Origin of the sequence: Egibacter rhizosphaerae, assembly GCF_004322855.1 — a bacterium.
Lineage (GTDB): Bacteria > Actinomycetota > Nitriliruptoria > Euzebyales > Egibacteraceae > Egibacter > Egibacter rhizosphaerae.
Map to the genome: position 1 here is coordinate 3,477,465 of NZ_CP036402.1, position 25,576 is coordinate 3,503,040.

Genomic DNA, 25,576 nt, shown 5'->3' on the forward strand with positions numbered 1-25,576 from the left:
CGGTGGGTGTCACGGTTCGCACGGGGACGTTCACCCCCGCCGACCGCCGCGCCCAGCCGCACCGCTACGTGACCGTCCCCGTGGAGGCCGACGCGGCGGCCCTGTCGGTCACGCTGGACCATGACCGTTCCGCCGGCGTTCTCGACCTCGGGGTGTTCGACCCCTCCGGCGAGTTCCGTGGCTACTCGGGCGGGGCGAGGGACCGGTTCGTGATCACCGAGGACCAGGCGACCCCCGGGTACGTTCCGGGGCCCCTGCCGGCGGGGGAGTGGCACGTCTTCCTGCGGTTGCACCGCGTGGCGGACGGCGGCCTCCCGTGGGAGGTCCGCGTCTCGACCGAGCCCGCGCGGCCGGACCCGCTCCCGCCCCCACCGCGGCCCGGCGCGAGGCCGCAGCTGACCCGTCCGCCCGCCCCCGGCGGGGCGCGGTGGACGCCGGGGGACCTGCACGCCCACACGCTGCACTCCGACGGCACGCAGACGATCGATCAGCTCGCCGTGCAGGCGCGGGGTCTCGGCCTCGAGTTCCTGGCGGTGACCGACCACAACACCGTGAGCCACCACCCGCACCTCGCGGCCGCCGGTGCTCGTGCGGACGTGACGCTCTTGCCGGGACAGGAGGTCACCGCCGACACCGGACACGCGAACGTGTTCGGCGACGTGGGCTGGATCGACTTCCGCGAGCCCTCGGCCGTCTGGGCGCGGCTGGCCCGCGCGTCGGGCGGCCTCTTCAGCATCAACCACCCCATCGCCGGCGACTGCGCGTGGCGCGAGCCGCTGCCCGGGGAGGTCACGCACGTCGAGGCCTGGCACGGGCTGTGGGACGGACTTGATCCCCGGCCGCTCGACTGGTGGCGGCAGGTGGGCGGCGTGCCGATCGGAGGTACCGACGTGCACGACGCCGCCCGCGGCGACCTGCCCGGGCATCCGACGACGTGGGTGTGCACCTCGGCCGAGCAGCCCGACGTGCTCTCGGCGATCGCCGCGGGACACGTCGCCCTCAGCGCGGCGTCGAGCGCGCCGCTGCTCGTTCGCTGCGAGGAGCGGTTGGTCGCGGTGAACGCCGGCGGTACGCGGTGCGTGACCGGGGAGGCGCTGCTCGCGAAGGGGCCGGACGCGCCGGGACGTGGCGTGACCGATGATCCCGCCGACCTGGGACCCGCCGCCGGATGGCACGTGCTCCTCGACGGTTCGGGGCGGGTGCGCGCCCTCACACCCTGACCCACGCGTCTCGATCCCGCGGAACGGCTCAGTCGCCGAGCCAGACCGTTCGGATCTCGTGGGGCTCGAGCCGCAGGGTGAGGCGGCCGTCCGCGACGGTGGTGGGCTCGTCGAGGGGGGAGCCGAGCAGCGAGAGCGTCCGCGACCGCTCGAACGGACCGGTCAGCGTGGCCGTGCGGGCCTCGGCGGCGAGGTTGACCAGTCGGGCCTCCCGGCCGCCGTCGCGGCGCCGGAGGGCGCTCAGCGCGACCCCCTCGCCCGCGAGGTCGAGCCCGCCCGCCCCTGCGGTGTGCGTGCCCGCGCCCGGGGCGGTGCCCGGGCGCTGGAGGAACGGGAGGCGGTAGCGCTCCGCGTCCGCTGCGATCGCCCCGACGTCGTCGGGATCCGCGGTGGGGCGCACGGCGAATCCCACCTCCCAGGGCCCCTGGCACTGGTTCATCGGGGTCGGCAGCTGCGGACCGGCCGGCTCGGCCCGGTAGGGGTGGTCGTTCACGCTGACGTGGCTCGTGGCCCGCAGCAACGTGAGGGCGAGCTCCTCCCCGTCGACGAGCTCGTACTCGCTGACGTGGTCCAGCAGCAACGCGAGGCCACCGGTCGCGACGAACCCGTGGGCCGGGGCCGTGGGCAGCGGGTGCTCACCGTGGCCGCCTTCGCAGTGGAGGCCGCGCGCGACGACGGCGAACTGGCCCTCGGCCCGCGTTCGCTGGTCGGGCTCGGGCAGGGGGGCGTGCCAACGCAGGCGGTGGTCCCTGGCGGCGTTGTCGAAGCCGATGCGCAGGCGGACGAACGGCTCGTCGGCACGCACCTCGACGGCGGTGCGCACCGTGGTGATCGCTCGCGTCCCCGCCCGGGCCCGTCGGTCCTCGGTGAGCCCGGTGGGCCACGCGAAGGTGCGCAGGATCTCCACGGCGGCGGCCAGCGGCCCGTCGTGCACGGGCCGCACCTCGACGCGTTCGGGGGTGTCGACCAGTTCGTCCTGCGGGGGAGGGCCGTAGTTGTAGGTGTCTCCGGCGTCGCCGCCGTCGACGAGCCGACCGACCCCGTCGAGCCGGACCCCGTCGCCGCTCACCGACAGCGTGCCGTCGTCGGCGACCCCCACGTCGATCAGGCCGTTCGAGAGGCGCGTCCCCTCGCGGCGGGCGGGCGCGAGCGGAGTCCAGGTGGGGGCGTCATCGGTCGGCGCGACGGTCGTCCAGCCCAGGGGCGGGACGGGGACGCGCGCGCGAACGTGCTGCGAGGCGCGCGCCGACACCACGACCCTCCAGTCGTCCCTGCCGACGGCCTCGACCTCGCGGCGGGCGCTCGCGACGAGCCCGTCGACGTCGACCTCGGGGGGCTCGGGCAGCCGGTCGACGGTGATCGTCAGCGTCGGCGGTCGTGCCTCGGCGTCGACGTCGTAGCCGCTGATCAACTGGCCGTAGAGCTCTCGCGCGTGGCGTAGCTCGAAGACGTTCAGCGCCTCCTCGGCGGTGGTTTCCCGGTCGAGCAGCACCGTCGGGTGGTCGGTGACCACCTGCACGCCGACCACCGTGCCGTCGCCGGTGGCGAGTGAGCCGGCACGCATCCGGTCCGCGGGCACGTCGAGCCGGACCTCGTCGGAGCGGGCCGCGGGCGACGGGTTCCACGCCACCGCGCCGTCGATCGGGGCCGAGGCGGCGGGTCCGGCCAGCCGCTGCGCGGCGAGCTCCTCACCGATCTGCGCCGCCTCCGCGTACCGCACACCCACCTGGGCCACGGTTTCGTCGTGCGAGCACGCGCAGACGAGTCGTGCGCGGCGTTCTCGATGAGGCGTGCCCACGCGGACGCCAGCTCCTCGCCCGGCCACGTGTCGCCCAGCACCGTTGCGAGCGGCTCGGCGTAGCGCTCCAGGGCGCGCTCGGCCCGCCCTGCGAGCACCTTGATGTCGACCCTGGTGGAGGTCACGCCCATCAGGACGTTCGCCCGGGCCCCGGAGCGCAGTTCGCCGTGCCAGGTGGGCAGTGGCCCCTGATCGCGCACCGCCTGCAGGTAGGCAGGCAGCGTCGAGCATTCGACGGTGACGTCGTCGAGCTGCGCGTCGGCCTTGCGAATCCGCTGCGGGAGGTCGGTCGGTGGTGCGGTGTGGTCGGCACCGTGCAGCATCAGGAGGTGGCCCTCGGGCATGAAGCCCGCGCGCCGCTCCTGGAAGCGTTGGACGTCCACCGCCAGACGGTCCTCGACCCGGAGCAGGTGGGCGGCGTGCCCGTAACCGTCGACCAGGTACTCGGCGCGCACGGACGACCCGTCCGGGGCGCTCCAGCGGAACGCGTGGTGCTCGATGGCGCGAGGCACCCCCCGCCACACGACCGCATCCGAGAGGCCCGCGCGCGCGAGGATCTGCGGCATCTGGGCGACGTGACCGAACATGTCGGGGAGATACCCGACCGGCATCGCCCCGCCCAGGCGCTCCGCGACGGCCCAGCCGGTCTCGAAGTTTCGGACCAGGGTCTCGCCCGACGGGAGGAACTCGTCGGCGAGGATCCGCCAGGGCCCGATGAGGAGGCGGCCCTCGCGCACCAGCGCCCGCACGCGCGGCTCCTCCTCGGGCCGCAGCTCCAGGTAGTCCTCGATCGCCGCGGTCTGCCCGTCGAAGGTGAAGACGAAGCGTGGGTCGTCCTCGAGCATCGCGAGCACGGTCTCCACGGTCCCCAGCAGGCGCAAACGGAAGGTCTGGAACGGCTCGTACCACTCACGATCCCAGTGGGTGTGCGGGATCACGTGGACCCGGGTCGCGCTCATAGGGCGGCCTCTCCACCGATCGTGACGCCCTGCTGGGCGGCCAGCACGGCCATGGCGCTCTGACAGGTGATGATGTCCTCGAGGCCCTCGACGGCGCCGCTGGGTGGCGCGGACAGCCCCAGGGCGACGGCGTGGAAACGCTCGAGCTGTCGCTCGAAGGCCTCGCGGTGCGAGGTCCGGTGCAGCTGGCGGTGGCCCTCGCCCTCGGCGGTAGTGAGCTGATAGGTGGTCGGGGCGTGGAGGAGGTACGGCGAGGGGAACTCGAACTCGATGGAGCCGCGCTCGCCGTGCACCCGGACCTGCTCGCGATAGGCGGGGTAGTCGGGCATGAGGTGCCACCCGATGTCGACCCGGGCGTCCCCGGGGAGCTGGCCGGTCAGCACGAGGGAGCGGCCGACGTCGCCCGCCCACTCGCTGACGGCGTCGACGGTCGCCAGCGGGCCCACGGTCGCGCGCAGCACCGACAGTTCGTGGATCACGCTGCCGAGCAGCACGTCGGTGTAGATCGAACCCAGCGTGGTGGCGCCCGCCGGGCCCAGGGCGATCGTTCGGAGCTCCGCGTCGGTGTTCGCGACGGTCGCCGGGGGAGGCCACGTCTGGGGGGAGCGACCGAGGTGGGTCAGCTGCCGCTCCAGACTCGGGTGCAGGACCGTGATCTCCACGCTGCGCAGGCTGCCGACCTCCCGCAGATCGACGGCCGCCGTCTCCACGGCCGGGTCGAGTTGTTTCATGTACCCCAAGTGCAGCCTGTCGGAGCCCTTGAGCTGCTCGGCCTCCTCGCGCGTGAACGCCAGGGGCTTCTCGCACAGGACCGCGATCCCGGCCTCGGTGAGCACCCGGGCGGCCTGACCGTGCGAGCCCGAGGTGAGCAGCAGGACCGCATCGATCTCTTCGCAGGCGGCGACCTCCTCGACCGTCTCCAGGCGTCGATGGTGGGGTACGGACCACTGGTCCCCGATCGTTGCCACGGCCCGGGGCGAACGGTCGCACACCGCCACGAGCCGGAAGAGGTCCCGGCGTCGGGCCAGCAGGGGAAGGTAGACCAGCTGCGCGACCGTGCCGAGCCCGACCACCGCGAGCCGCACCGGTTCCTGCGGTGTCCCCATCACCATCCCAGCTCCGCCAGGAAACGCCGATTCCGTCCGTGGGCCTCGAGGGCGCGGCTCACCGCCTCGGGGGTCCGGGGGCTGGCGTCCTGCTCGATCACGACCCAGCCCTGCCAGTCGAGCAGTTGCCCGAGCACCTCGCCGAGGGGAAGGTCGCCGGTGCCCAGCTCCGCGAACACGCCGCTGTCCCAGACGTCGTCCACCGGTGAACGCCCCTGCCGCAGGCGGTCGGCGGTCGCGGCGTCGACGTCCTTGACGTGCAGGTGCGTGACCCGGTCGCGCCACGCCTGCAGGGTCGCCAGGGGATCGTCGCCGCCCAAGCGCACGTGGCCGGTGTCGAAGCACAACTCGACGCTGGTTTCGGCCAACAGTCGCTCGGTCTGCACGGCGGTCTCGACGAGCGTCCCGGCGTGCGGGTGGAACACGGCGGGATGGCCGCGGTCCTCGCAGCGCCGCCGAGCGTCCTCCACCAGCGTCACGAGCCGTGCCCATTCACGCGCGTCGGTCTCGTGCTCGCCCGTGCCGACCCGGCCGGACCGGGTGCGTGGTGCGCCGAACGTCGGCCGAGGCGTGGGCAGGTCCGGTCGGGCGGACGCCCCGATGTCGCATGCGTCGAGGACGTGCTCGAGCTCCCGCTCGCTCGAGTCCTCGCCCAGGCTCACCCAGCCGCCAGCCAGGCCGAGCCCGTGGTGGGAGAGGCTCGCGACGAGGCCGTCCGCCGATGCCAGGTACTCGGGAGGGCCGAGGTCGGTGCCGTCGAAGCCGTCCCCGGCCAGCCGGCCCAAGAACGCTGCAGGGTCGGACGAGGCGGCGTCCGGGGATCCGACGCCGAGGTTGCAGGGCGCCCCTGCCACCGCGTATCCAGCGGGCAACGAGGACCTCCCGTCGGGGCGGACAGCTATTGGAGCGTTCCATAATAGCTGTCGCGTCGTCAACCATTCCAGTCGAGCGGCTCGCCAGGCGATCTGCGACCGTCGCCCGCTGGTGGCAGCATCCGGAGGTCATGCCGAGATCTGTCCGCTTGCGACCCTGGCAGAAGCGGGCGCTCACCGCCTTCGACCAGGCGGGTCGCGCCGACTTCCTCGCGGTCGCCACGCCCGGCGCCGGGAAGACGACCTTCGCGCTCACGGCCGCCATCCGCGACCTCGCGGGCGAACACGGTCGACCCGATGGGCCCGATGGGTCGAGCCGATCCGGTCGCCGGGTCGTCGTCGTCGCACCCACCGCCCATCTGAAGTCGCAGTGGGCCGGGGCGGCCGCCGCGCTGGGCCTGCACCTCGCAGCCGACTGGAGCGGCCGTGACGGCGTGCTGCCCCGTGACCTGCACGGGGCGGTCGTCACCTACCAGCAGGTCGCCGCGGACCCCGATGCCGTCCGCCGCGTCGCCGACGGTGCCTTCGCGATCTTCGACGAGCTCCACCACGCCGGCGAGGAGCGGGCCTGGGGGGCCGCGCTCGCGCACGCCTTCGAACGGGCGGGGCGACGGTTGGCGCTGTCCGGCACCCCGTTCCGCTCCGACACCCAGGCGATCCCGTTCGTGCGGTACGACGGCGACGAGGCGGAGCCCGACTTCGTGTACGGATACGCCGACGCGCTCGCCGAGGGCGGGGTCGTCCGCTCGGTGCGGTTCCCCCGGGTGGACGGGGAGATGGAGTGGACCGCGCCGGACGGCGAACGCCACGCCCACACCTTCGACGACCCGCTCGATCGGGTCCGTGCGGGTCAGCGCCTGCGGACCGCGCTCAGCGCGGAAGGCGAATGGCTGCCCGCGGTCCTCGAGCGAGCGCACGGGCAACTGCTCGGGACCCGGCGCCACGAGTCCGACGCCGGTGGCCTCGTCATCGCGATGGACCAGGCGCACGCGCGGGCGATCGCGTCGCTCATGCGTGAGCGGGTCGGTATCTCGCCGGTCGTCGCCGTGAGCGAGGATCCCGACGCTGGGCGCCGCATCGCCCGGTTCGCCCAGTCGGACGAGCCGTGGATCGTCGCCGTCCGCATGGTCAGCGAGGGCGTCGACATCCCCCGGCTTCGGGTCGGTGTCTTCGCGACGAACGTCGTCACCGAGCTCTTCTTCCGCCAGGCGGTCGGCCGCCTGGTCCGCGTGCGTGCCGACACGGGGACGCATCCCGCGCACCTCTTCATCCCCGACGACGTGCGGCTGCGGGCGTTCGCCGCACAGATCGGCGAGGAACGACGTCACGTGCTCCGCCGGCGGGAGGAGGACGAGACCGAGGGCGACGACGACGAGTTCGACGAGCCCCCGGTCGAGCCCGTCGACAGCGAGGACGCGCAGCTGTCGCTGTTCGAGGCGATCAGCGCCCGAACGCTCGGTGACCCCCAGGTCGCCGACCCTCCGGTCGGAGCGGGGACGCGGCCCGTGGGCGCCTCGGTGGAGGCCCCGCCCGCGGCCTCCCCGCTCGGCGGGGCGGACGAGGACGACGAGCTGTTCGTCGAGCTCACCCCGCCGCCCGTCGTCGGCGGGGACGACGTGTCGGGCGGCGGTGGGATCGACGAGGCGGGCGGTGCGGAGGGCACGACCCGCGAGGCCCGGAAGAAGACCCTGCGCGATCGCAACGCGCAGCGTGCCCGTGAGCTCGCCCGGCTGACGGGGAAGTCCCACAAGGAGGTCAACGCCGAATTGAACCGCCTGGCCGGGGTACGACGGGTCACCGAAGCGACCCTCGACGAGCTCGAGCGGCGCGCGGACCGGGCCCAACAATGGCTACGCCGGCTCTGACCCAACCGCAACCGGAGCAAGATCGATGGCAGCACCCACGACCCTGAGCGCCCTGCGGGGACACGTCCAGGAGCTCGACGGCAAGGGCTACGGCGCTTACAAGTCGCTACGCGATGAGCGCGCCGCCCTCGACGAGGCCGGCCTTCCCGGCGCGGAGCTGCGTGTCGAGCGCGTCCAGGCCGACCCGTTCGCCCCACCCAGTCGCCTCACGCTGCACGTCCCGGCCTCCACCGCGAAGGTCCCAGGGAGCGAGCGGGCCAACGAACCTCGTCGCCGAGCGGTCGCCGACCACCTCCTGCGGCTGCTCGACGGCCAGGTCGGCCGCGACCTGCACGTGGACGCCGGACGGCAGGAGGTGCTCGAGCGCTCTGCCGTGCACCTCGACGCCGACGGGAACGTGACCGTGCGGCTCGGTGCCTCGCTTCCCGCCGCGGGCCGCAAGATCAAGGGTCGCGCGGCCGCGGCCCTGCTGACCGAGGAGCTCCCGCAGGCCGCCACACGTAGCTTGCGCTGGGAGGCCATCGACGCCTCCGCCGCCGTCGCCACCGCGGACACGGTGGAGGACGCCGTCGCGCTGCGCGCGCAACTCGCCGCACGCGGGCTCGTGGCCTTCGTCGCCGACGGCAGCGTCCTGCCCCGGGCCAGCGGCGTGGACGACCGCCCCCTCGAAGGGGGCGTGCCCCTGGAGGCGCCCGAGACGCTGGCCGTCGAGCTCGAGGCTCCCCACGCGGGGCTCGTGCGAGGGCTCGGCATCCGCGACGGCGTCACCCTCGTCGTCGGGGGCGGGTTCCACGGCAAGTCTACGTTGCTGCGCGCCCTGGAACGCGGCGTGTACGACCACGTGCCCGGTGACGGCCGGGAACGGGTCGTGACGCGCGACGACGCGGTCAAGATCCGGGCCGAGGACGGGCGGGCGGTCACCCGCTGCGACGTGAGCGCGTTCGTGGGTGAACTCCCCACGGGGGACGACACCCGCGACTTCTCCACCGAGAACGCGAGCGGGTCGACGTCGCAGGCCGCCGCGATCGTCGAGGCGATCGAGGCCGGTGCGGGCAGCCTGCTCATCGACGAGGACACCAGTGCGACGAACCTCATGATCCGCGACGCGGCGATGCGTGAGCTGGTCGTCGGTGACCGCGAACCGCTCACGCCGTTCGTCGACCTGGTGCGCTCGCTCGCGCGCGACCGGGAGGTGGCCACCGTGCTCGTGCTCGGTGGCTCCGGGGACTACTTCGGGGTCGCTGACACGGTCGTGCACATGGACGCCTTCGCCCCGCACGACGTGACCGATCGGGCTCACGCCATCGCCGAGGACGCCCCGAAGCCGGGGGAGCCGGCGGTCTTTCCCACACGCCGCGGTCGCGTGCCCCGCTCGAACAGCCTCACGCCCCCGGGCAAGCCGAAGGTGTCCGCGCGCGGCGTCGACGCGTTGCGCTACGGGGAGGCGACGATCGACCTCGACGCCGTCGAGCAGCTCGTCGACCCCAGCCAGACCGCGGCCGTGGGTCGGGCGCTGCGTTGGCTCGCGGACGATCGTGGCGGTGACGATCGGCCCCTGGCCGCGCGGCTCGACGCGCTCGACGCGCACCTGGCCGAGGTCGGCGTGCACGGGCTCGCCGGTGATGCGCCCGTCGATCTCGCCCGGCCGCGGCGGTTCGAGGTGGCCGCTGCGCTCAACCGTCTACGGAGCCTCGCGGTCGCTGATCTCCGCTGACCACCGGCGCCGAACGAGGCGAGGATCGTCCTCCACCGTCCGGGCGGGGTGATGTGCTGGTGTGCACAGGATCCCGCCCGGGTGGCGTGATCGGCTACTCGATGAACTCGACCAGTTGCTCGCGGACCTGCTCGCTGACCTCGCTCGGATCCGCGACGAGGAAGCCTCGGTCGACGTCTCCGAGCACCTCGGAGGACTCGTCCTCGAGGTCGTGGCTCGGCACGAGCAGCACGCCGGCGCCCTCGTGCGCGGCGAGCGCGCCCGCGACGACCGCCTCGGGGTAGGAGCGGCCGGGTGCGGCCACGACGGAGCCGTCCCCGCCGTCGAACCGCGAGAGGGCCTCCAGCAGGACCGCTCGGCTCGTGCCGTAGCGGTCCTCGCCGGCCAACCGGGTGGTCGAGACTCCTGCCCCGGCGAGCTCCTCCTCGACCGAGGCCTGCAGCGCCGCCTCGCCGCCGATGAGGATCGCGGTGGAGACGTCGAGCTCCTCCAGCGCGTCCAGGGTCGCGTCGGGGACCCGGTCCTCCCGGGCGAGCAGCGTCGGCACGGGCCGTGGCGCGGCGGCCAGAGCGGCGGCCGACAGGGCATCCGGCCAGGCCCGGTCGAACTCCTCGTGACGGCCGAGGCAGATGGCGACCTCCCCCGTGGGCGCCCCGATCCTGCGGGCGATCTCCACGGCGGTCTCGAAGCGGTCCGCGCCGTAGATGCGTTCGACCGTCGCGCCGTGCTCGCCGAAGTCGGCGTCGGCGCCCTCGTCGATCGCGGCAGATCCCCCCAGCACCAAGACCCGTTCGGCCCCGAGGCCGAGGATCTCGCCCTTGAGCCAGTTCGACGGACCGCCCTCTGGCACGAGCAGCAACGGCGCGTCCTCGGCGGCGGCCAGGGCGCCACCGCACAGCGCGTCGGCGAAGTCGTCGCCGCTCGCGATGACCAACGTGGGGGTGTGAGCCCACGCGTGGGCGGCCGCCGCGAGCCCCACGGCGGTCGGGGCCCGGCTGTCGATCCGCTCGACCGTCGAGTCGAGCTCGTTGCTCGGGCGCGCGGCTTGGCCCAGCTGCGCTGCGGAGGCGCGCGACTCGGCGTCCTCGATGACCCGCTCGCGCAGGTCGTCCAGCCGGCTGTGGACCTGGCTGCCCGGGCACGACGTGGAGCCGAGGTCGGTGTGCCCGCGCACGGCGGGGCCGGGCGCTTGTGCACCCGACACGAAACGGTCGCCGCCGCGGGACAGGAGCGCGAGGTCGCCGCGCGGGTCGATGCGGTGAACGGCACACTGCCAGCCCGCGGCCTCGGCGAGCGCACGCCACGAGTCCTCGGTCGCGCTGCGGCCGTTGAAGTCGCCGATCAGCGAGATACCGACGGTCTCGCTGTTGAAGCCGCGCACGTGGGCGCCCGCGGCGTGGCCACCACGGCCCTCGTAGATGTTGCCGAACTTGTCGACGAGGTATTGGTAGCCGATGTCGCTCCATCCCAACGACTGGGTGTGGTAGCGATGGAAGCTGCGGACGATGGCGTTGACCTCGCTGGGGCTGTAGTCACCGTTGGTCGCGGTGTGGTGCACGATCACCGACCGCGCGCGGGTCAGGCGGCTGGCGGGGCTCGTCGAACTCGGCGCCCCCCACTGACTGCGGCTGATGATGCTGGGCTCGTCGCCCGCCGCGCGTGGGCGGACGGGCACGTCCTCGCCCGTGTCGTCGACGAGATGGATCTCCAGGTCCTCGAGTTCGACGTCGCGGACCTCGATCCATTCCGAACGGGGGACGCTGAGCGGCTCGGTGACCCGCGCCGTCTCGGGGGTGTCCTCGCCTGCCTCGCGGTCCGGCGCCTCGCCGGCGTCGCCCGCCGGTCGCAGCGTCCGCCAGTCGGTCCAGGTCTCGCCGTCGCTGCTCGTGCGCACGCGGACGTGCTTCGCACCGCGGGGGAGGCGGAACCCGACGACGCGGAACGGCGAGTCGGTGTGCACCGTGCCCGGGCCGAGGTCGCGTCTGGCTCTCGCGGCGACGGCGCTCGGCGTCATCACCTCGTGACGCGTGCCGTTGTCGGCCAGGGCGATCCGCGGCCGCAGGCCGACCAGAGCCGCGCCTGCGGCCATGCCGGCCAGCACGTCCCGGCGTTGCACGCTCCCGCGGGGCAAACCTGCCTCCTCGTCGCTCGTTTGCGCGCGAAGGTTTCGTTGCTGCTGCTCGCGGTGACGCTGTCGGCTGCCGACAGCGCCGCCCAAGCGGCCGGCACGCCCTCCTTCACGCTCGTGGGCGTGCCAGCGTTTGCTGGTGGCGCACCGAGTCGCGCCGTCCCGAGAGCGAAGTCCTCGGCGCCCGCACGGCGCGAACACGGCACTTCGGCCGCCGTCCCGGCGACCGCGAAACGCAGTGGACAGGGCAAAACGGGACCCACGGCCATTCCGCAGATACCCAGGGGGTGGCTCTGCCCGTCGTGCGTCTCTCTCCAGAGACGCACGACGGTGGTAGACCCTTACGGGCGAGCTAGACGTCGGGCCTTGGCCGTTCGTCCGCGTGCTGACGATCCCGAGGGGTACCGCTGGGCTGCGTCGCCTCCGCCCTCGACTCGGACCCGTCCTCGCTTGACCCCCGCGACGACCCGTAGCGCAGCACGACGAAGGTCGCGATCGCGAGGAACACGCCCGCCAGCACGGCGAGGCCCGGTCCCGGATCGATCCCGACCCGCCCGAGCATGGCGTCGGCGAGCTCGCGGCTGGTGCTCGTCTCGTCGGCGAGGATGATCGCTACGAACGCCGCCACGAGGGCACTGACCCCGAAGGCGATGGCGTTCTGCCACCAGCGGGTCAGGCCGGCACGCTCGGACAGGATCCGGCCCGCCTTGAGGATCCGACCGACACGGATCACCCGCAGCGCGCCGACGAAACGGACGAGCCGCAGCAGCTGCACCGGCCCGACCGCGAAGATCACGGCCGGCACGGTGACGGCGGTGACGCCGATGATGAACTTGTGCTCGCGCACCCATTGGCGTCGGTCCCGGGCCAGCACGAACAACACGACCGTCTCGCCGGTCAGCACGATGAGCGACATCGTGTTGAGCACCTGGCCGACCAGCGCGGTCGTCCCGTCGAGCATGGTCATGAAGACCGCCGGCACGGAGACGATCGCCGCGAGGATCACGGGGAGAGCGAACCGCTCCTCTACCTGCTCGAGACGGGGATCGTCGCTCGAGCCGCCCTCGTGCGTGGTGTCGTCGTCCGCCAGTTCACCCATCGCCGCTCGTCCCCATGGCTCGTTCGGTCCGCGCGTCTCGCTCGATCGCGCGTCTCGCTCGATCGCGCGTCTCGCTCGGTCCGCGCGCATGGTACGGCCTCCGGTGCGCGGTGCGCCGAAGCCGCGGCGCCGCCGCTGATCGGGTCGCTGCCGGCCGGCCGCTCCTTTAGGCTTCCCGGGTCCCCTCGCCGGAGCCGGAACTGGACCACACGCCGATGCCTGCCCCCGACGCCGACGCGCGCCCCCTGACCGGGCGGCTCGTGGTCGCCGCCCCGGATCTCAGCGACCCGAACTTCGCCCACACGGTCGTCCTCGTGCTCGACCAGCACGACGAGGGCGTTCTCGGGGTCGTGCTGAACCGTCCCAGCGCCGTCGAGGTCGCCGACGTCCTACCGGAGTGGGGCGAGGTCGTCGCCCCGCCGGGGCAAGTGTTCGTGGGCGGGCCGGTCCAGACCGAGGAGGTCACCATCGGCCTCGGCCGCGTACCCCACGGGACCGCGGATCCCGAGGAGATCATCCCGGGACTCGCGGTCGTGGACCTCGCGCAGGGTCCGGCGGGCGTGACGGAGCGAGCCCGGGTGTTCGCCGGCTACGCGGGCTGGGATGCCGGGCAGTTGGAGCAGGAGCGCGCCGACGGCGGGTGGTTCATCGTCGACGCGGAGCCCGACGACGCCGTCTCCCCGGAGCCGGAGCGGCTCTGGCGCACGGTGCTGCAGCGTCAGGGCGGCGTCTTCACCACCATCCCCGAGGACCCCGGACGCAACTGACACCTTGTGGCAGCCACGCCGTCACGCCAGGCGGGTCGACACGGCCGTCACGCCGTCGGACGGCCGGATCAGGCCTGCCCCGTGGAGGAGGCCCGCACCGCCGCTCGTTCCTCCGCGCGGGCGACGTCCCTCCCGCGCCGCTCGTCGACGAGCAACAGCAGCGCCCCGCCGACCACGAAGAAGACGATCACCGAGACGATCCCGGTCCGCGCGACGCCGGTGATCGCGATGACCGCGGCGAACAGGGCGGGGCCCATCATCCCGGCGAACCGGTCCATCACGCCGTACAGCCCGAAGAACTCCCCGGACTTGTGCGCCGGGATCATGCTGGCGAACAGCGAGCGCGACAGGGCCTGCGTCCCGCCCTGCACCGTGCCGACCGCGATCGCCAGCGCCCAGAAGTGCAGCGCCGTCTCCATGAAGAAGGCGAAGACGGCGACGCCCATGTAGACGACGAGGCCGAGGAGGATCGCCCGCTTGGTGCCGATGCGTCCGGCGAGGACGCCGAACAGGAACGCGCACGGCACGCCGACGAACTGCACCGCGATGACCGCGCCGATGATCGTGGCTTGGTCGATCCCGAGGCCCGATGCGTACGTCCCGGCCAGGCGGATGATCGTGCCGATCCCGTCGCCGTAGACGAGGTAGGCGACGAGGAGCAGGAAGGCCTCGCGGAAGCGCCTGAGCTCCCGCAGGGTCGACGCGAGCCGTCGCACTGCGGCGACGACCGGTCCGTCGCCGGGGCGGTCGCGCGGGTCGATCCTGGGGGCGGGCTCCGGTACGCGCCGAAAGAGCGGGAACGAGAACGCGAGCCAGTACGCCGCCACCAACGCGAACGCCACCCGGGCGGGCAGCGTGCGCTCGGGCAGGCCGAACCGTCCCGGAACCTCGATGACGACCAGACAGACCGTGAGCAACAGTCCCGCCCCGAGGTAGCCGAGCGCGAACGCGCCGGAGGAGACCCGATCGACCTCTCCGGGCCGCGCGATGTGGGGCAGCAACGCGTCGTAGAACACGCTGGTCCCGTTCAACCCGACGTTCACGAGCAGGAACAATCCCAGGGCGAGCAGCCAGTCGCCCGTGCCGACCGCCGTGAGGCCGGCCGTACCCACGACGCCGACGGCAAGGAACGCGGCGAGGAACCGCTTCTTGCGGGGGACCTGGTCGGTGTAGGCGCCGATGACCGGGGCGATGACGGCGACCGAGACGATGGCGAGGGTGGTCGTGATCGCGAACCGTTGGTTCGCGGTCGCCGCGGACAGTCCGTCGGCCGCGACCGTCTCGTAGTATACGGGGAAGACCGCCGTCACGATGACGGCGTAGACACCGGTCGTCGCCCACTCGTAGAACGCCCACGCGCGCAGCTCGCGGCGGTGCAGCCCCAGCCGCTCGAGCATCGGCATGCTGCGCTCGACGGGGGCGTCGCCCGTCGGTGTCGCCATCGGTCCTCCCGATCCCGGCGCAAGCCCGGCACCGTCCACGGTCCGCCGCTGGACCACCGCCCACCATCGCAGGGTAGGGGCTGCAGGCGGCTCGCGACGCCTCCGCGCGGGCGCACACCGTGGCGCGTCGGGGGCGGCTGGGGGCTAGCATCTGCGGCATGGCTTCCGAGGCTCCACTTCCCAGCCGAGAGGAGATGCGCTCGCAATGGGCGCGGCTCGACCGCGACGGTCGCCGCCGTGTCCGGCGGGCGGCCAACCGCGGCCGCGAGGTCGAATCGGGAGACCCGCGCGAGGCGCTGGTCGCGGCGGCGCTGGCCGCGAACCAGCGTCGCTTCTGGCGCTGGGGCTGGGCGATCGGGCCGGTCGTCGTCGCGCTCGCCACGATCCCGCAGGGTCTCGAGGCCGTGCTCGTGAACGTCCTGTTCGTCACGCTCGTGGTGATCCTGCTGGCGGTGTTCTTCGCCCGCCGCTCCGCGCGCGCGGAGGCCGCGAACCGTCAGTTGGCCGCGCGGCGATCGAAGAAGAAGCGCAATCGCCGCAAGGGCAAAGGCGGCTGACCTCAGTCGATCGGCGCGAGCTCGTTCAGCGCCACCTGGACCGGCTCGCCCGGCGTGACCTCGACCTCGGTGCCGCGGACGCCGACGGTCAGGGGGTTGCCGGACCGCAGCTCCAACCCGAGGTGGTGGTGGGTGAGCTCGACGCGCAGGCTCCGGCCGCGCACCTGCAGGGGGAAGCGCAGCCCTTGCCACTCGGACGGCAGGCGCGGGTCGAACGTGATGTGCCCGTGGTAGGAGCGCATCCCCGCGAACCCGTGCACCAGCGCCATCCACACACCGCCCGTCGAGGCGACGTGCACCCCCTGGTCGGCGTTGCCGGCGACGTCGAGCAGATCCATGAAGAGCGAGAGGCGGAAGTACTCGAGCGCGTCGTCCTCCTCGCCGATCTCGCTCGCGACGATCGCGTGCACCGGCGGTGACAGGGATGAGTCGCTCGTCGTCAGCGCGTCGTAGTAGCGGTAGTTCCGGCGCTTCTGCTCGAGCGAGAAGTGGTCGCCGAGCAGGAACATCGCGAGCACGACGTCGGCCTGCTTGATCACCTGGTAGCGGTAGATCATGAGCGGGTGGTAGTTCAGGAGCAGCGGGTACTTGTCCGCCGGGGTGGCGGCGAAGTCCCACACCTCCTGCTGGAGGAAGTGCTCGTCCTGGGGATGGATCCCGCGTCGCTCGTCGTAGGGGATGTGCATCGTGGCGGCGGCGCGACGCCAGGCGGCGAGCTCGTCGTCGGTCATCTCGAGCTCGTTCCAGAGGATCTCGTAGCACTCCGGGTCGGTCGCCCGGAGGATCCGCAGCACGTGGCCGGCGTACTCGAGGTGCTGCTTGGCCATCAGGTTGGTGAACGCGTTGTCGTTCACGACCGTCGTGTACTCGTCCGGCCCCGTCACCCCGTGCAGGTGGAAGGCGTCGTCGTCCTTCGAGTGGAAGCCCAGGTCGCCGAACAGTCGCGCCGTCTCGACCAGGATCTCGGAGCCGAACTCGCCGAGCGCCTCCGTGTCGCCGGTCACGTCGACGTACACCTTGAGGGCGTGCGCGATGTCGGCGTTCAGGTGGTACTGCGCGGTGCCGGCCTGGAAGTAGGCGCTCGCCTCCGGGCCGGTGATCGTCCGCCACGGGTAGAGGGCGCCGTCGAGGTCGAGCTCGCGTGCCCGCTCCCGGGCCGCGTCCAGCATGCCGTACCGGAAGCGCAGCAGGTTCTTCGCCACACGTGGCGTGGTGAAGGCGAGAAACGGCATGACGAAGATCTCGACGTCCCAGAAGTAGTGCCCCTCGTAGCCGTGACCGGTGAGGCCCTTCGCCGGGATGCCGGTGTGCTCCGCGCGCGAGCTCGCCTGGAAGAGCTGGAACAGGTTCCAGCGGACCGCCTGCTGGATGCGCGGGTCGTCGGTGTCGACCTCGACGTCCGCGGTCTCCCAGAACGCGGCGAGGTCCTCCGCCTGATCGGCCTCGAGCGCCTCGAAACCCTGGTCCACCGCGCGGTCGAGCACCCGGTCCACGCGGTCGCAGAGTTCGTTCGACGGCACGTTCTGGCTCGTGTGGTAGCTCGCGAACTTGTCGATGCGGATCGTGCAGCCCTGGCGTGCGGGGATCGTGAAGATCACCTTGCCGAGATTCTCGCTGGTCTCCCGGGTGGCCTGCCACTCGCAGTTGGTATCGATCACGTGGTCCATGCCGACGCCGAGGGTCATCCGGCTGTTCGCCGTCCGGTAGCCGGCGATGACGCGAAGCTCCCCCTCGCGCGCGGACTGCCGCTCCAGTACGTGGTGGTCGAACGTGCGCGTGGTCCGCGGGTCGAACTGCTGGCGATTGGGGTCGTCGGGCGCTTTGGTGTCCTGTCGGTTGAGCAGCTGCGAGCTGATCACGACGGGCGCGTCCGCGTTCGTGACCTGCACCTCGTAGCGCGTCGCGCACAGGTGGCGGTGTCGCGTCGAGGCGAGCCGTGTCGACGTGACCCGCACCTCCTTGCCCGACGGCGTCTCCCACAACAGCGTCCGGCGCAGCACCCCGGTCCGCATGTCGAGCGCCCGCTCGTAGTCGCGCAGCGTCGCGGTGTGCAGGTGCAGCGGCTCGTCGTCGACGTAGAGCTTGATGATCTTCGCGTCGGGTGCGTCGATGATCGTCTGGCCGGTCTTCGCGAGCCCGTACGCTTCCTCGGCGTGCACGATCTCCCAGGTCTCGTGGAAGCCGTTCACGAACGTCCCGTGGTCGTGGACCGGTCGCCCCTCCTCGGGATTGCCCCGCATGCCGAGGTAGCCGTTGGCGACGGCGAACAGCGTCTCGGTCCGGTCGAGCAGGTTCCGGTCGAAGCGGCGCTCGACGAGTCGCCAGGGGTCGACAGGGAAGATGTGCTCGGGCAGCGGTTCGGGCTCACGGGTCTTCATCCGGCACGCTCCGAGGCTCGTCGCGGGATGCGGCGGGTGGTCGATCGTGGGGTCGGGCGACGGCTCGCGGGCCGCTCGCGCGGGCGGTGCGACGCGCCGGCGAGTGTCGCCCCGCGGCATGCTGCCGGAAAGGCCGCGAGGATGCCAAGCGGGCATCCTCGATGGCCGGCCGGGAGAGTCGTGCATGCGAGCAAGGTCGGCCGCGCCGTGGCCTTCATGAGGGTTGCCCGGGGAAGGAGGAGCCCATGAGGCTGGCGGACGTCGTCGCGGTGAGCGACGCGGTGCGCGCCACGAGCTCGCGCCGCGAGAAGGTGGCCGCGCTCGCGGACCTGCTGCGCGATGCCGAGCCCCGTGAACTGCCGGTCGCCGCGAGCCTCCTGGCCGGGCACCCCCGCCAGGGCAAGGTGTCGGTGGGGTGGCGGACGCTGCGAACGGTGGAGGTCGAGCCGGCACCCCACCCCCGGCTGGGGCTCGTCGAGGTCGACCGAGTCCTCGGGGAGATCGCGTCCGCCTCCGGTCCCGGCTCGACCGGCCGGCGCGCGGAGCTGCTGGCGGGGCTGTTCGGCGCAGCGACCGACGCCGAGCAGGCTTTCCTGCGCGGCCTCGTCCTCGGCGAGCTGCGCCAGGGAGCGCTCGAGGGGATGGTGGCCCAGGCCCTCGCACGGGCCTGGGAGCTGCGCGAGGCCGATGTGCGCCGAGCGCTGATGCTCGCGGGTGACCTCGGCGTGGTGGCGCAGGCGGCGGCCACCGGGGGCGAGGCCGCGGTCCGCGCCTTCGAGCTCGAGCTGTTCCGCCCGGTGCAGCCGATGCTCGCCAAGACCTCCGACGACGTCGTCACCGCCCTCGAGGAGGTGGGGGGCGCAGCCGTGGAGGCCAAGCTCGACGGGGTACGGCTGCAAGTGCACCGGGACGGGCACCGCGTGGGGGTGTGGTCGCGCACGCTCAAGCAGCTGACGACCGGGGCGGGGCGGATCGTCGATCTGGTGCGGGAGCTGCCGGCGACCTCGTTGGTGCTCGACGGAGAGGTGCTCGCCCTCGACCCCGACGGACGGCCGCGGCCGTTGCAGGACACGATGCGGGCCCTCGGCGACGAGGACACGGCGCTCGCGGTCTTCTTCTTCGACCTCCTCCACCGGGACGGACGCAGCCTGCTCGACGTGCCACTCGTCCGGCGGCGCGCCGAGCTCTGCGACGTCGTCCCCGATCCACATCGGGTGACCCACACCCCCGTCCGCTCCGGCGACGACGCGGAGGCGGCCTATCACGCGGCGCTCGACGCCGGTCACGAGGGCGTCGTCGTCAAGGCGCTCGACAGTCCCTACGAGGCGGGGCGACGTGGGCGCGCGTGGCGCAAGGTCAAGCCCGCGCACAGCCTCGACCTCGTCGTGCTCGCGGTGGAATGGGGTTCGGGGCGGCGGACCGGGTGGCTGTCCAACCTCCACCTCGGGGCCCCCGACCCCGACGGCGGGTTCGTGATGCTCGGGAAGACCTTCAAGGGGCTCACCGACGAGCGGCTCGCGTGGCAGACGCAGCGGTTCCTCGGTCTCGAGACCCACCGCGAGCCCGGGGTGGTGCACGTTCGCCCCGAACAGGTCGTCGAGGTCGCGATCGACGGGCTCGTGCGGAGTCCGCGCTACCCCGCGGGGCTCGCGCTGCGGTTCGCGCGCGTTCTGCGCTATCGCGACGACAAGAGCCCGGACGAGGCCGACACGATCGAGACGGTGCGCGGCCTCGCGACCCCCTGAGGCCCCGGTCCATGGGTGCGTTGCCGGGCCGGGGCGTGCGAGGATCGGGCGATGTGGCCGGAGGAGGCCGATGCCGGCGAGGACGTCGAGGTGTGCGATGTGGGGCAGCGAGGTGATCGACCGCGAGATCGCCGGACTGGTCGACCGGTCGGTCGCCGAGGACGGGCTCGTGGTGGTGCTGACGGGCGCGGGGGTATCCGCCGAGAGCGGCATCCCGACGTTCCGCGGACCCGAGGGTTACTGGACCGTCGGCAGCGCCGTCCACACACCCCAGGAGATCGCGACGGCTGCGATGTTCGCCCGCGCGCCGGAGGCCGTCTGGGGCTGGTACCTGTTCCGCCTCGGCGTGGTCCGTGAGGCCGAGCCGAACGCGGCCCATCGCGCGATCGCGGAGCTCGACGCGACCCTCTCCGACCGGTTCGTGCTCATCACCCAGAACGTGGACGGGTTGCACCAACGGGCGGGCTCGACCCCCGGACGGACCTACGAGATCCACGGGTCGCTCGGCCGGATGCGCTGCAGCGAGCCGTGTCAGCGCGAGCTCCTGCCGCTGCCCGACGAGATCCCCGCGAAGGATCGGGACGAGGCGCTGACCGACCACGAGCGGCAGTTGCTCACCTGTCCGCGCTGCGGGGCGTGGACGCGGCCCCACGTGCTCTGGTTCGACGAGGCCTACGACGAGGCCTGGTTCCGCCTCGACTCGAGCCTGGACGCGGCCGGTCGGGCGAGCCTCGTCGTCACGGTCGGCACGAGCGGAGCGACGAACCTGCCCAACCTCGTCGTCCAGCAGGTGGTGCGCAGCGGCGGCGCGCTGCTCGACGTGAATCCGGAGGACAACCCGTTCGGTGATCTCGCGCGGCGGGTCGAGCGGGGGGCGGCCATCCGGGCTCCGGCCAGCCAGGCGGTGCCGGAGCTCGCCGACCGGATCGCGGTCGCGGCTTCGGCCCCGCGGTAGGCGTCGCCGCCGACGGGGGCGGTGGGCCTGCCCGTGGTCGGGCGCCCTACTCCTGCAGCCGCAGCCCGAAGCCGGGCCCGGTGATCGCGCGCAGCAGGCGGCTGTCCTCGCGTGCGGTGGCCTGCACACGGCGCACCTCGGGACCCGGGGGCAGGGCCACGGTGTGCTCGAACCCGGCCGGGGCGACCGGCTCGCCGTCCACGGTCACGTCCGCCGAGCCGTCGAGCACGAAGAGCAGGCCGGCCTCCCCCTCGTCGAGCTCCCATTCGGTGGCCGCGCCGGCCGCGACCGCGACGTCGTCGAACCGGCGGAAGTCGCCGTTGATGCGCTCCTCACCGCGCCGGACGACCTGCTTGGCGACCACGCCGTCCCGCTCGGTCACGCGCGGTGCCTCGTGGTCGCGGATCGCGCCGAACGAGGCGCTGTCGTGCAGCGGCTGGTTCGGGTAGACGAAGATGTAGGCACGGGCCGGGCCGGGGGAGTTGTTCCACTCGGAGTGGATCATCCCGCGCATCCCCTCGGTGAGGATGCCGAGATCGCCGGTGCCCATGTGTCCGGTGATGTGGTTCAGCACGTCGTCGTGGTCGACCGTGCCGTCCACGATGTAGAACAGGCGCTCCATGCGCTGGTGGGGGTGGTGGCCGATGCCCCGCTCGGCCTCGAACGACGAGTCGTGCACGGTCAGGAGGTTGCCGAGCGCCTGAACCCGCACGAACGGGCCGATCGCCTCGCGGGCCTGCAGGCCCGGTGCGTTGAAGTCCTCGGCCCGGATCACGTGGTAGTCCTCGGGGGCGAGGTGCAGGGCGGTGGGAGTCGCGGTGTCCGTGTGCGTCATCGTTGGGCTCGCTTCCGGGTCGGCAGGAGGTGCGTGGGGTTCGTACGGATCCGAACGACGTGTCGGCCCGGAGTGTTCCCGCATCCGGCTGGCCCGATAGCCCGGCCGCGACCGCCGACCCCTCCAGTGGGCGTCAGACGGGGATGCGGTCGAGATCGGCCGCGACGTGGACGTTCGGGACCACCTCCTCGGCCTGCGCCCGGATCCGCTCGGGATCGCGATAGCGGGGGGAGAAGTGGGTCAGCACGACGTTTCGGGCGCCCGCCTCGCGGGCGACCTCGGCGGCCCGGCGCGCGGTCAGGTGGCCGTAGCGCTCCGCGAGGTGGGCGTGCTCGTCGAGGAAGGTGGCCTCGATCACGAGCAGGTCGACGTCGCGCGCGAGCGCGACCGCCTCCTCGCAGGGTCGCGTGTCCATCACGAACGCGACGCGCTGACCGGGGCGTGGGCGGCTGACCTCGTCGACGGTGACCGTGCGCCCGCCCACGGTGAGCTGACCGGCCTCCTGCAGCCGGCCGACCGCCGGCCCGTGGATCCCCCGAGCGGCGAGCGCCTCGGGATCCATGCTGCGTCCGTCGGGCTCCTCGAGTCGGTAGCCGAGGGTCGGGATGTCGTGGTCGAGCCGCGCCGCCCACAGCCGGTAGGGCGGTGGCGCCACCAGGTCGCCGGGCTCGGCGGGACGCACCCTCGTGCCCGCCGCGGACTCGCCCGTCAGCTCGATCAGTCGCCCCACCCGCCACGCGTCCTCGGCGGGCGCGTGGGTCTCGAGGGGCACGCTCGCGTTGTGCTGGGAACGGTTCATGACAACGCCGGGCAACCCCAGACAGTGGTCGCCGTGCAGGTGGGTGATGCAGACCCGGTCGACCGCGGCGGGGGACTCACCGGCGCGGATCAGCTGGCGCTGGGCTCCCTCGCCGGGGTCGAACAGGATCGCGTGGCCGTCCCACCGCAGGAGGTAGCCGTTGTGGTTGCGCTCGCGGGTGGGAGTGCGGCTCGAGGTTCCGAGCACGACGAGGGCGCGGTCCCGGGTCATGCTCCTGATCCTGCCCTCCGCGGGCCGACGCAGCAGGATTCGGCCGCGACGGGATCACCCGCGTGGCGCCGCCGCCGCGGACCACCGCGCCTGGTCGCACGGTGGTCCAGCAGGCGGACTTGCGCGTCGCGCCGGTCCGATCGAGCATCGGCCGCCTTGCGGGCACCCCGCCGCCACCGCGGTCGGGACGTGTCCCGGGACGGTCGGAACGGCGCGATCCGCGGACGAGGTGCGTGATGGGCGAGCGGGACCTGTCGAACGTCGTGGGCCCCGGCTGGCCGGAGGCGCTCGAGCCGGTGCGCGACCGCGTCGCCGGCCTCGGCGACTTCCTGCGGGCGGAGCAGGCCGCGGGTCGACCGTTCCTCCCGCGTGGCGATCGGATCTTCGCCGCGCTGCAACAGCCCCTCGAGGCGGTGCGGGTGCTGCTCGTGGGCCAGGACCCGTACCCCACGCCCGGACACCCGATCGGGCTGTGCTTCTCGGTCGCCTCCGACGTGCGGCCGTTGCCCAAGAGCCTGCAGAACATCTACCGCGAGTACAGCGAGGACCTCGGCCATCCGATGCCCGCGAACGGCGACCTGACGCCGTGGGTCGAGGAGGGCGTGCTGCTGCTCAACCGGGTGCTGACGGTGCAGGCGCACAAGCCCGCCAGCCACCGCGGGAAGGGCTGGGAGGAGGTCACCGAGCAGGCGATCCGCTCGCTGGCCGCGCGCGATCAGCCGCTCGTGGCGATCCTCTGGGGCAAGGACGCGCGGAGCCTGAAGCCACTGCTCGGCAGGACCCCCGTGGTGGAGTCGCCGCATCCCAGCCCCATGGCCGCCCACCACGGCTTCTTCGGCTCGCGGCCCTTCAGCCGCGCGAACGCATTGCTCGCCGAGCAGGGCGCAGAGCCCGTCGATTGGAAGCTTCCGTAGCCGACGACCGCACCTGGCATCCATCGGGCGCCGGATCCACTAGGCTGCCCGCGATGAACGAGGATGTCGTGCGCCGCTTCGTGTGGGTCGAGGAGGCCGAGCCCGAGTTCGGCGGTCAGTGGCTCGCCTTCCCACCCGACGGAACCCCGGAGCCGCTCGTGCTCGCCGACGTCGTCGCGGCCTACCGTGCGGGCGCCGAGCCGGAGGATCCGCTGCCGATCCACGTCCAGGCCACCGAACAGGTCGTGCGGGCCGCGGGGGAGCTCGAGGACGAGCTGTTCCCCGACGCGACCACGCGGCTCGAGGTGACGCTCGCCTCCGCCGAACAGAACGTGTCCCCGCTCGACCCGTGGAGCGCGGCCGGCGAGCGCGTCCGGCGCACCGCCGAGGCGCTGGAGAAGCTGGCCGCCGACCTGGCCGAACTCGTCGAGGAGCAGCTCGACGGCGGGTCGCTGGCGCGGCTCCCGCAGGGCTCCACCCGTGCGCTCGCGCAGTCCACGCAGGCCGCCTGGCGACTGCGCCGGTTGATCGATCCGCCGAGTCCGCTCTACCTCTGAGGCGGCCGACCGAACGCATCTCCTCGGGTCACCCCCGCTGCAGGTAGCCGGGCCGGACCTGCTCGCCGGCGACCGCGAGTTCGGCGACCTCCCGCTCGGACAACTCGATCGTCGCGGCGGCACAGTTCTCCTCGAGGTGCGCCACCTGACTCGTGCCCGGGATCGGCAACACCACCGGGCTGTGGTGCAGCAGCCACGAGAGCGCGACTTGTGCCGGAGTGGCGTCGTGGCGCCGGGCGACCTCGTCCAGCGCACCCCCCGGCTGCGCGAGGTCGCCGGTGGCGACCGGGAACCACGGGATGAAGCCGATCCCCGCGGCCTCGCACACCTCGAGCACCGGCTCGTGCTCACGGTCGGCGAGGTTGTAGCGGTTCTGCACGCTGGCGACGTCGACGTGTTCGCGGGCGGCCGCGAGCTGCTCGGCGTCGACCTCCGAGAGGCCGATGTGGCGAATCTTGCCCGCCTCCCGGAGCTGGTGCAGTGCCCCGAGCTGCTCGGCCATCGGCACGTCGCGGTCGATCCGGTGCAGCTGGAAGAGGTCGATCGTGTCGACCCCGAGGCGGCGCAGGCTGAGCTCGCACTGCTGGACGAGATAGGCAGGACGCCCGTTGGGCACCCACTGGTCCGGTCCCGTGCGACACAGCCCCGCCTTGGTGGCGATCACGAGCTCCTCGGGATAGGGGTGCAACGCCTCGGCGATCAGTCGCTCGCTCACCTCGGGGCCGTAGCTGTCGGCGGTGTCGATGAGGGTGACGCCGAGCTCCACGGCGCGTCGCAACACCTGCCGCGCCTGCTCCGGGTCGCCGGGTTCGCCCCAGATGCCCTTCCCGGTGAGGCGCATGGCGCCGAAGCCGAGGCGGCGGACCGGCTGCTCACCGGCCAGTTCGAACACGCCGCTGCGGGCCACGGGCTCGGCCGAGCGAAGGTCGTTCGTCAAAGCCGCTCCTTGGGACGGGTGCTCCGATGGTGCTCTCCGCGCGGCGAGCCTGCCCGCCACCGTCGCGCCTCACCCGCCACCGTCGCGCCTCGCCCGCCACCGTCGCGCCTCGCCCGCCACCGTCGCGCCTCGCCCGCCACCGTCGCGCCTCGCCCGCCCGTGCCGGCTCACACCGGCCGTGGCGCGGGGCTGGAGCGGTGGTCCGCGCGTACGGTGGCACCGATGGGTCGCAACGAGGAAGGCTCGCGCCGCCGGTGGGGCAACATCGCGGGGATCGCGCTCGGCGTGGTGCTCGTCATCGGCGTCGGCTTCGGGCGGATCGGGGGGACGCTACCGATCGGCGGTGATACCGATCCGCGGGCCAGCTGCGACGACCCGGTCGCCTGGGACGCGGTCGACGGCCACGAGGTCGGCACGGAGGTCGCGGTCGAAGGCCCGGTCGAGGCGGCCAGCACCGAACCCGACCTCGGGGGCGCGCCCACGTTCCTGAACCTCGGCAACGCCTACCCCGACGAGCCGCGATTCGACGTGGTCGTGTACGAGTCCGAGCGCGAAGGCCTCGGCTTCGACCCCGAGCAGGCGCTGCCGGGCGAGCGCATCTGCGCGGTCGGCGAGCTCGACGAGCGCGACGGTGTCCCGCAGATCGTGCTGCCCGCCCCGGGCAGCCTGCGGACCGACCTCGACTGAGCAGGCGTCGC

21 protein-coding genes are annotated in these 25,576 nt (G+C 73.1%); 10 read left to right on the forward strand and 11 right to left on the reverse strand.

Features of this window, described 5'->3' with window-relative positions; translation table 11 throughout:
* The first annotated feature begins 2 nt into the window (after positions 1-2).
* Positions 3-1,220: a CehA/McbA family metallohydrolase gene (locus ER308_RS16020; protein WP_131155924.1), complete on the forward strand. Its 1,218-nt coding sequence runs from the start codon at positions 3-5 to the stop codon at positions 1,218-1,220.
* Between the two features lie 28 nt (positions 1,221-1,248).
* Here the strand turns inward: ER308_RS16020 and ER308_RS21765 are convergent, their stop codons facing one another.
* Genes ER308_RS21765 through ER308_RS16035 form a run of 4 tightly spaced genes read right to left on the reverse strand, consistent with a single transcriptional unit; the run spans position 1,249 to position 5,937 of the window.
* Positions 1,249-2,739, reverse strand: coding sequence for an alpha-mannosidase (locus ER308_RS21765; RefSeq protein ID WP_165492162.1), 1,491 nt, complete (start codon positions 2,737-2,739; stop codon positions 1,249-1,251).
* Entirely contained in the window at positions 2,673-3,977 is a 1,305-nt protein-coding gene (locus ER308_RS16025; RefSeq protein WP_131155925.1) for a glycoside hydrolase family 38 N-terminal domain-containing protein, read from the reverse strand. Before ER308_RS16025 ends, ER308_RS21765 begins: the two co-directional genes overlap by 67 nt.
* On the reverse strand, positions 3,974-5,083 hold the full coding sequence (locus tag ER308_RS16030; protein ID WP_165492163.1) for a Gfo/Idh/MocA family protein: 1,110 nt from the start codon (positions 5,081-5,083) through the stop codon (positions 3,974-3,976). Before ER308_RS16030 ends, ER308_RS16025 begins: the two co-directional genes overlap by 4 nt.
* On the reverse strand, positions 5,083-5,937 hold the full coding sequence (locus ER308_RS16035) for a sugar phosphate isomerase/epimerase family protein (RefSeq protein WP_165492164.1): 855 nt from the start codon (positions 5,935-5,937) through the stop codon (positions 5,083-5,085). Before ER308_RS16035 ends, ER308_RS16030 begins: the two co-directional genes overlap by 1 nt.
* A 149-nt stretch (positions 5,938-6,086) precedes the next feature.
* On the opposite strand from ER308_RS16035, the gene ER308_RS16040 reads away from it, so the two are divergent.
* The gene (locus ER308_RS16040) at positions 6,087-7,820 is read left to right on the forward strand and encodes a DEAD/DEAH box helicase (protein WP_165492165.1); all 1,734 of its coding nucleotides are present in this window, start codon (positions 6,087-6,089) and stop codon (positions 7,818-7,820) included.
* A 25-nt stretch (positions 7,821-7,845) separates the two neighbouring features.
* Complete coding sequence (locus ER308_RS16045) at positions 7,846-9,534, forward strand: ABC-ATPase domain-containing protein (protein WP_131155929.1); 1,689 nt, start codon at positions 7,846-7,848, stop codon at positions 9,532-9,534.
* A 94-nt stretch (positions 9,535-9,628) separates the two neighbouring features.
* On the opposite strand, the gene ER308_RS16050 is transcribed toward ER308_RS16045, so the two are convergent.
* Both ER308_RS16050 and ER308_RS16055 read right to left on the reverse strand, forming a co-directional pair.
* Positions 9,629-11,665 carry a cell wall-binding repeat-containing protein gene (locus ER308_RS16050; RefSeq protein WP_131155930.1) on the reverse strand — a complete coding sequence of 679 codons (2,037 nt, stop codon included), beginning with the start codon at positions 11,663-11,665 and terminating at the stop codon, positions 9,629-9,631.
* A gap of 349 nt (positions 11,666-12,014) precedes the next feature.
* Positions 12,015-12,761, reverse strand: a complete 747-nt coding sequence (locus ER308_RS16055) for an ion transporter (RefSeq protein WP_205745663.1) — start codon at positions 12,759-12,761, stop codon at positions 12,015-12,017.
* A 215-nt stretch (positions 12,762-12,976) separates the two neighbouring features.
* Between ER308_RS16055 and ER308_RS16060 the strand changes: the two genes are divergently transcribed.
* Positions 12,977-13,528, forward strand: a complete 552-nt coding sequence (locus ER308_RS16060; protein ID WP_131155931.1) for a YqgE/AlgH family protein — start codon at positions 12,977-12,979, stop codon at positions 13,526-13,528.
* 68 nt (positions 13,529-13,596) lie between these two features.
* Here the strand turns inward: ER308_RS16060 and ER308_RS16065 are convergent, their stop codons facing one another.
* Positions 13,597-14,970: an MFS transporter gene (locus ER308_RS16065; RefSeq protein ID WP_205745664.1), complete on the reverse strand. Its 1,374-nt coding sequence runs from the start codon at positions 14,968-14,970 to the stop codon at positions 13,597-13,599.
* Between the two features lie 158 nt (positions 14,971-15,128).
* Here ER308_RS16065 and ER308_RS16070 point away from each other — a divergent pair, with 158 nt between their 5' ends.
* Positions 15,129-15,527 (forward strand): hypothetical protein, encoded by a 399-nt coding sequence (locus ER308_RS16070; RefSeq protein WP_131155932.1) that lies wholly within the window; start codon positions 15,129-15,131, stop codon positions 15,525-15,527.
* A gap of 2 nt (positions 15,528-15,529) precedes the next feature.
* Here ER308_RS16070 and ER308_RS16075 read toward each other — a convergent pair whose 3' ends face one another.
* Positions 15,530-17,905: a glycoside hydrolase family 65 protein gene (locus ER308_RS16075; protein WP_131155933.1), complete on the reverse strand. Its 2,376-nt coding sequence runs from the start codon at positions 17,903-17,905 to the stop codon at positions 15,530-15,532.
* A 245-nt stretch (positions 17,906-18,150) separates the two neighbouring features.
* On the opposite strand from ER308_RS16075, the gene ER308_RS16080 reads away from it, so the two are divergent.
* Both ER308_RS16080 and ER308_RS16085 read left to right on the forward strand, forming a co-directional pair.
* Positions 18,151-19,650, forward strand: coding sequence for an ATP-dependent DNA ligase (locus tag ER308_RS16080; RefSeq protein ID WP_131155934.1), 1,500 nt, complete (start codon positions 18,151-18,153; stop codon positions 19,648-19,650).
* Between the two features lie 97 nt (positions 19,651-19,747).
* Positions 19,748-20,605, forward strand: a complete 858-nt coding sequence (locus tag ER308_RS16085; RefSeq protein WP_131155935.1) for an SIR2 family NAD-dependent protein deacylase — start codon at positions 19,748-19,750, stop codon at positions 20,603-20,605.
* 46 nt (positions 20,606-20,651) lie between these two features.
* On the opposite strand, the gene ER308_RS16090 is transcribed toward ER308_RS16085, so the two are convergent.
* Together ER308_RS16090 and ER308_RS16095 are read right to left on the reverse strand one after the other, a co-directional pair.
* A complete protein-coding gene (locus ER308_RS16090) occupies positions 20,652-21,440 on the reverse strand; it encodes a pirin family protein (protein WP_165492166.1) in 789 nt (262 codons plus the stop codon).
* A 133-nt stretch (positions 21,441-21,573) separates the two neighbouring features.
* On the reverse strand, positions 21,574-22,470 hold the full coding sequence (locus tag ER308_RS16095; protein ID WP_131155937.1) for a ribonuclease Z: 897 nt from the start codon (positions 22,468-22,470) through the stop codon (positions 21,574-21,576).
* Positions 22,471-22,706: 236 nt separating this feature from the next.
* On the opposite strand from ER308_RS16095, the gene ER308_RS16100 reads away from it, so the two are divergent.
* A complete protein-coding gene (locus ER308_RS16100) occupies positions 22,707-23,384 on the forward strand; it encodes a uracil-DNA glycosylase (protein WP_131155938.1) in 678 nt (225 codons plus the stop codon).
* Positions 23,385-23,437: 53 nt separating this feature from the next.
* Positions 23,438-23,941: a hypothetical protein gene (locus ER308_RS16105; protein ID WP_131155939.1), complete on the forward strand. Its 504-nt coding sequence runs from the start codon at positions 23,438-23,440 to the stop codon at positions 23,939-23,941.
* A gap of 28 nt (positions 23,942-23,969) precedes the next feature.
* On the opposite strand, the gene ER308_RS16110 is transcribed toward ER308_RS16105, so the two are convergent.
* Positions 23,970-24,878: an aldo/keto reductase gene (locus ER308_RS16110; protein WP_205745665.1), complete on the reverse strand. Its 909-nt coding sequence runs from the start codon at positions 24,876-24,878 to the stop codon at positions 23,970-23,972.
* Positions 24,879-25,100: 222 nt separating this feature from the next.
* On the opposite strand from ER308_RS16110, the gene ER308_RS16115 reads away from it, so the two are divergent.
* Positions 25,101-25,565 carry a hypothetical protein gene (locus tag ER308_RS16115; protein ID WP_131155940.1) on the forward strand — a complete coding sequence of 155 codons (465 nt, stop codon included), beginning with the start codon at positions 25,101-25,103 and terminating at the stop codon, positions 25,563-25,565.
* The last annotated feature ends 11 nt before the right edge of the window (positions 25,566-25,576 follow it).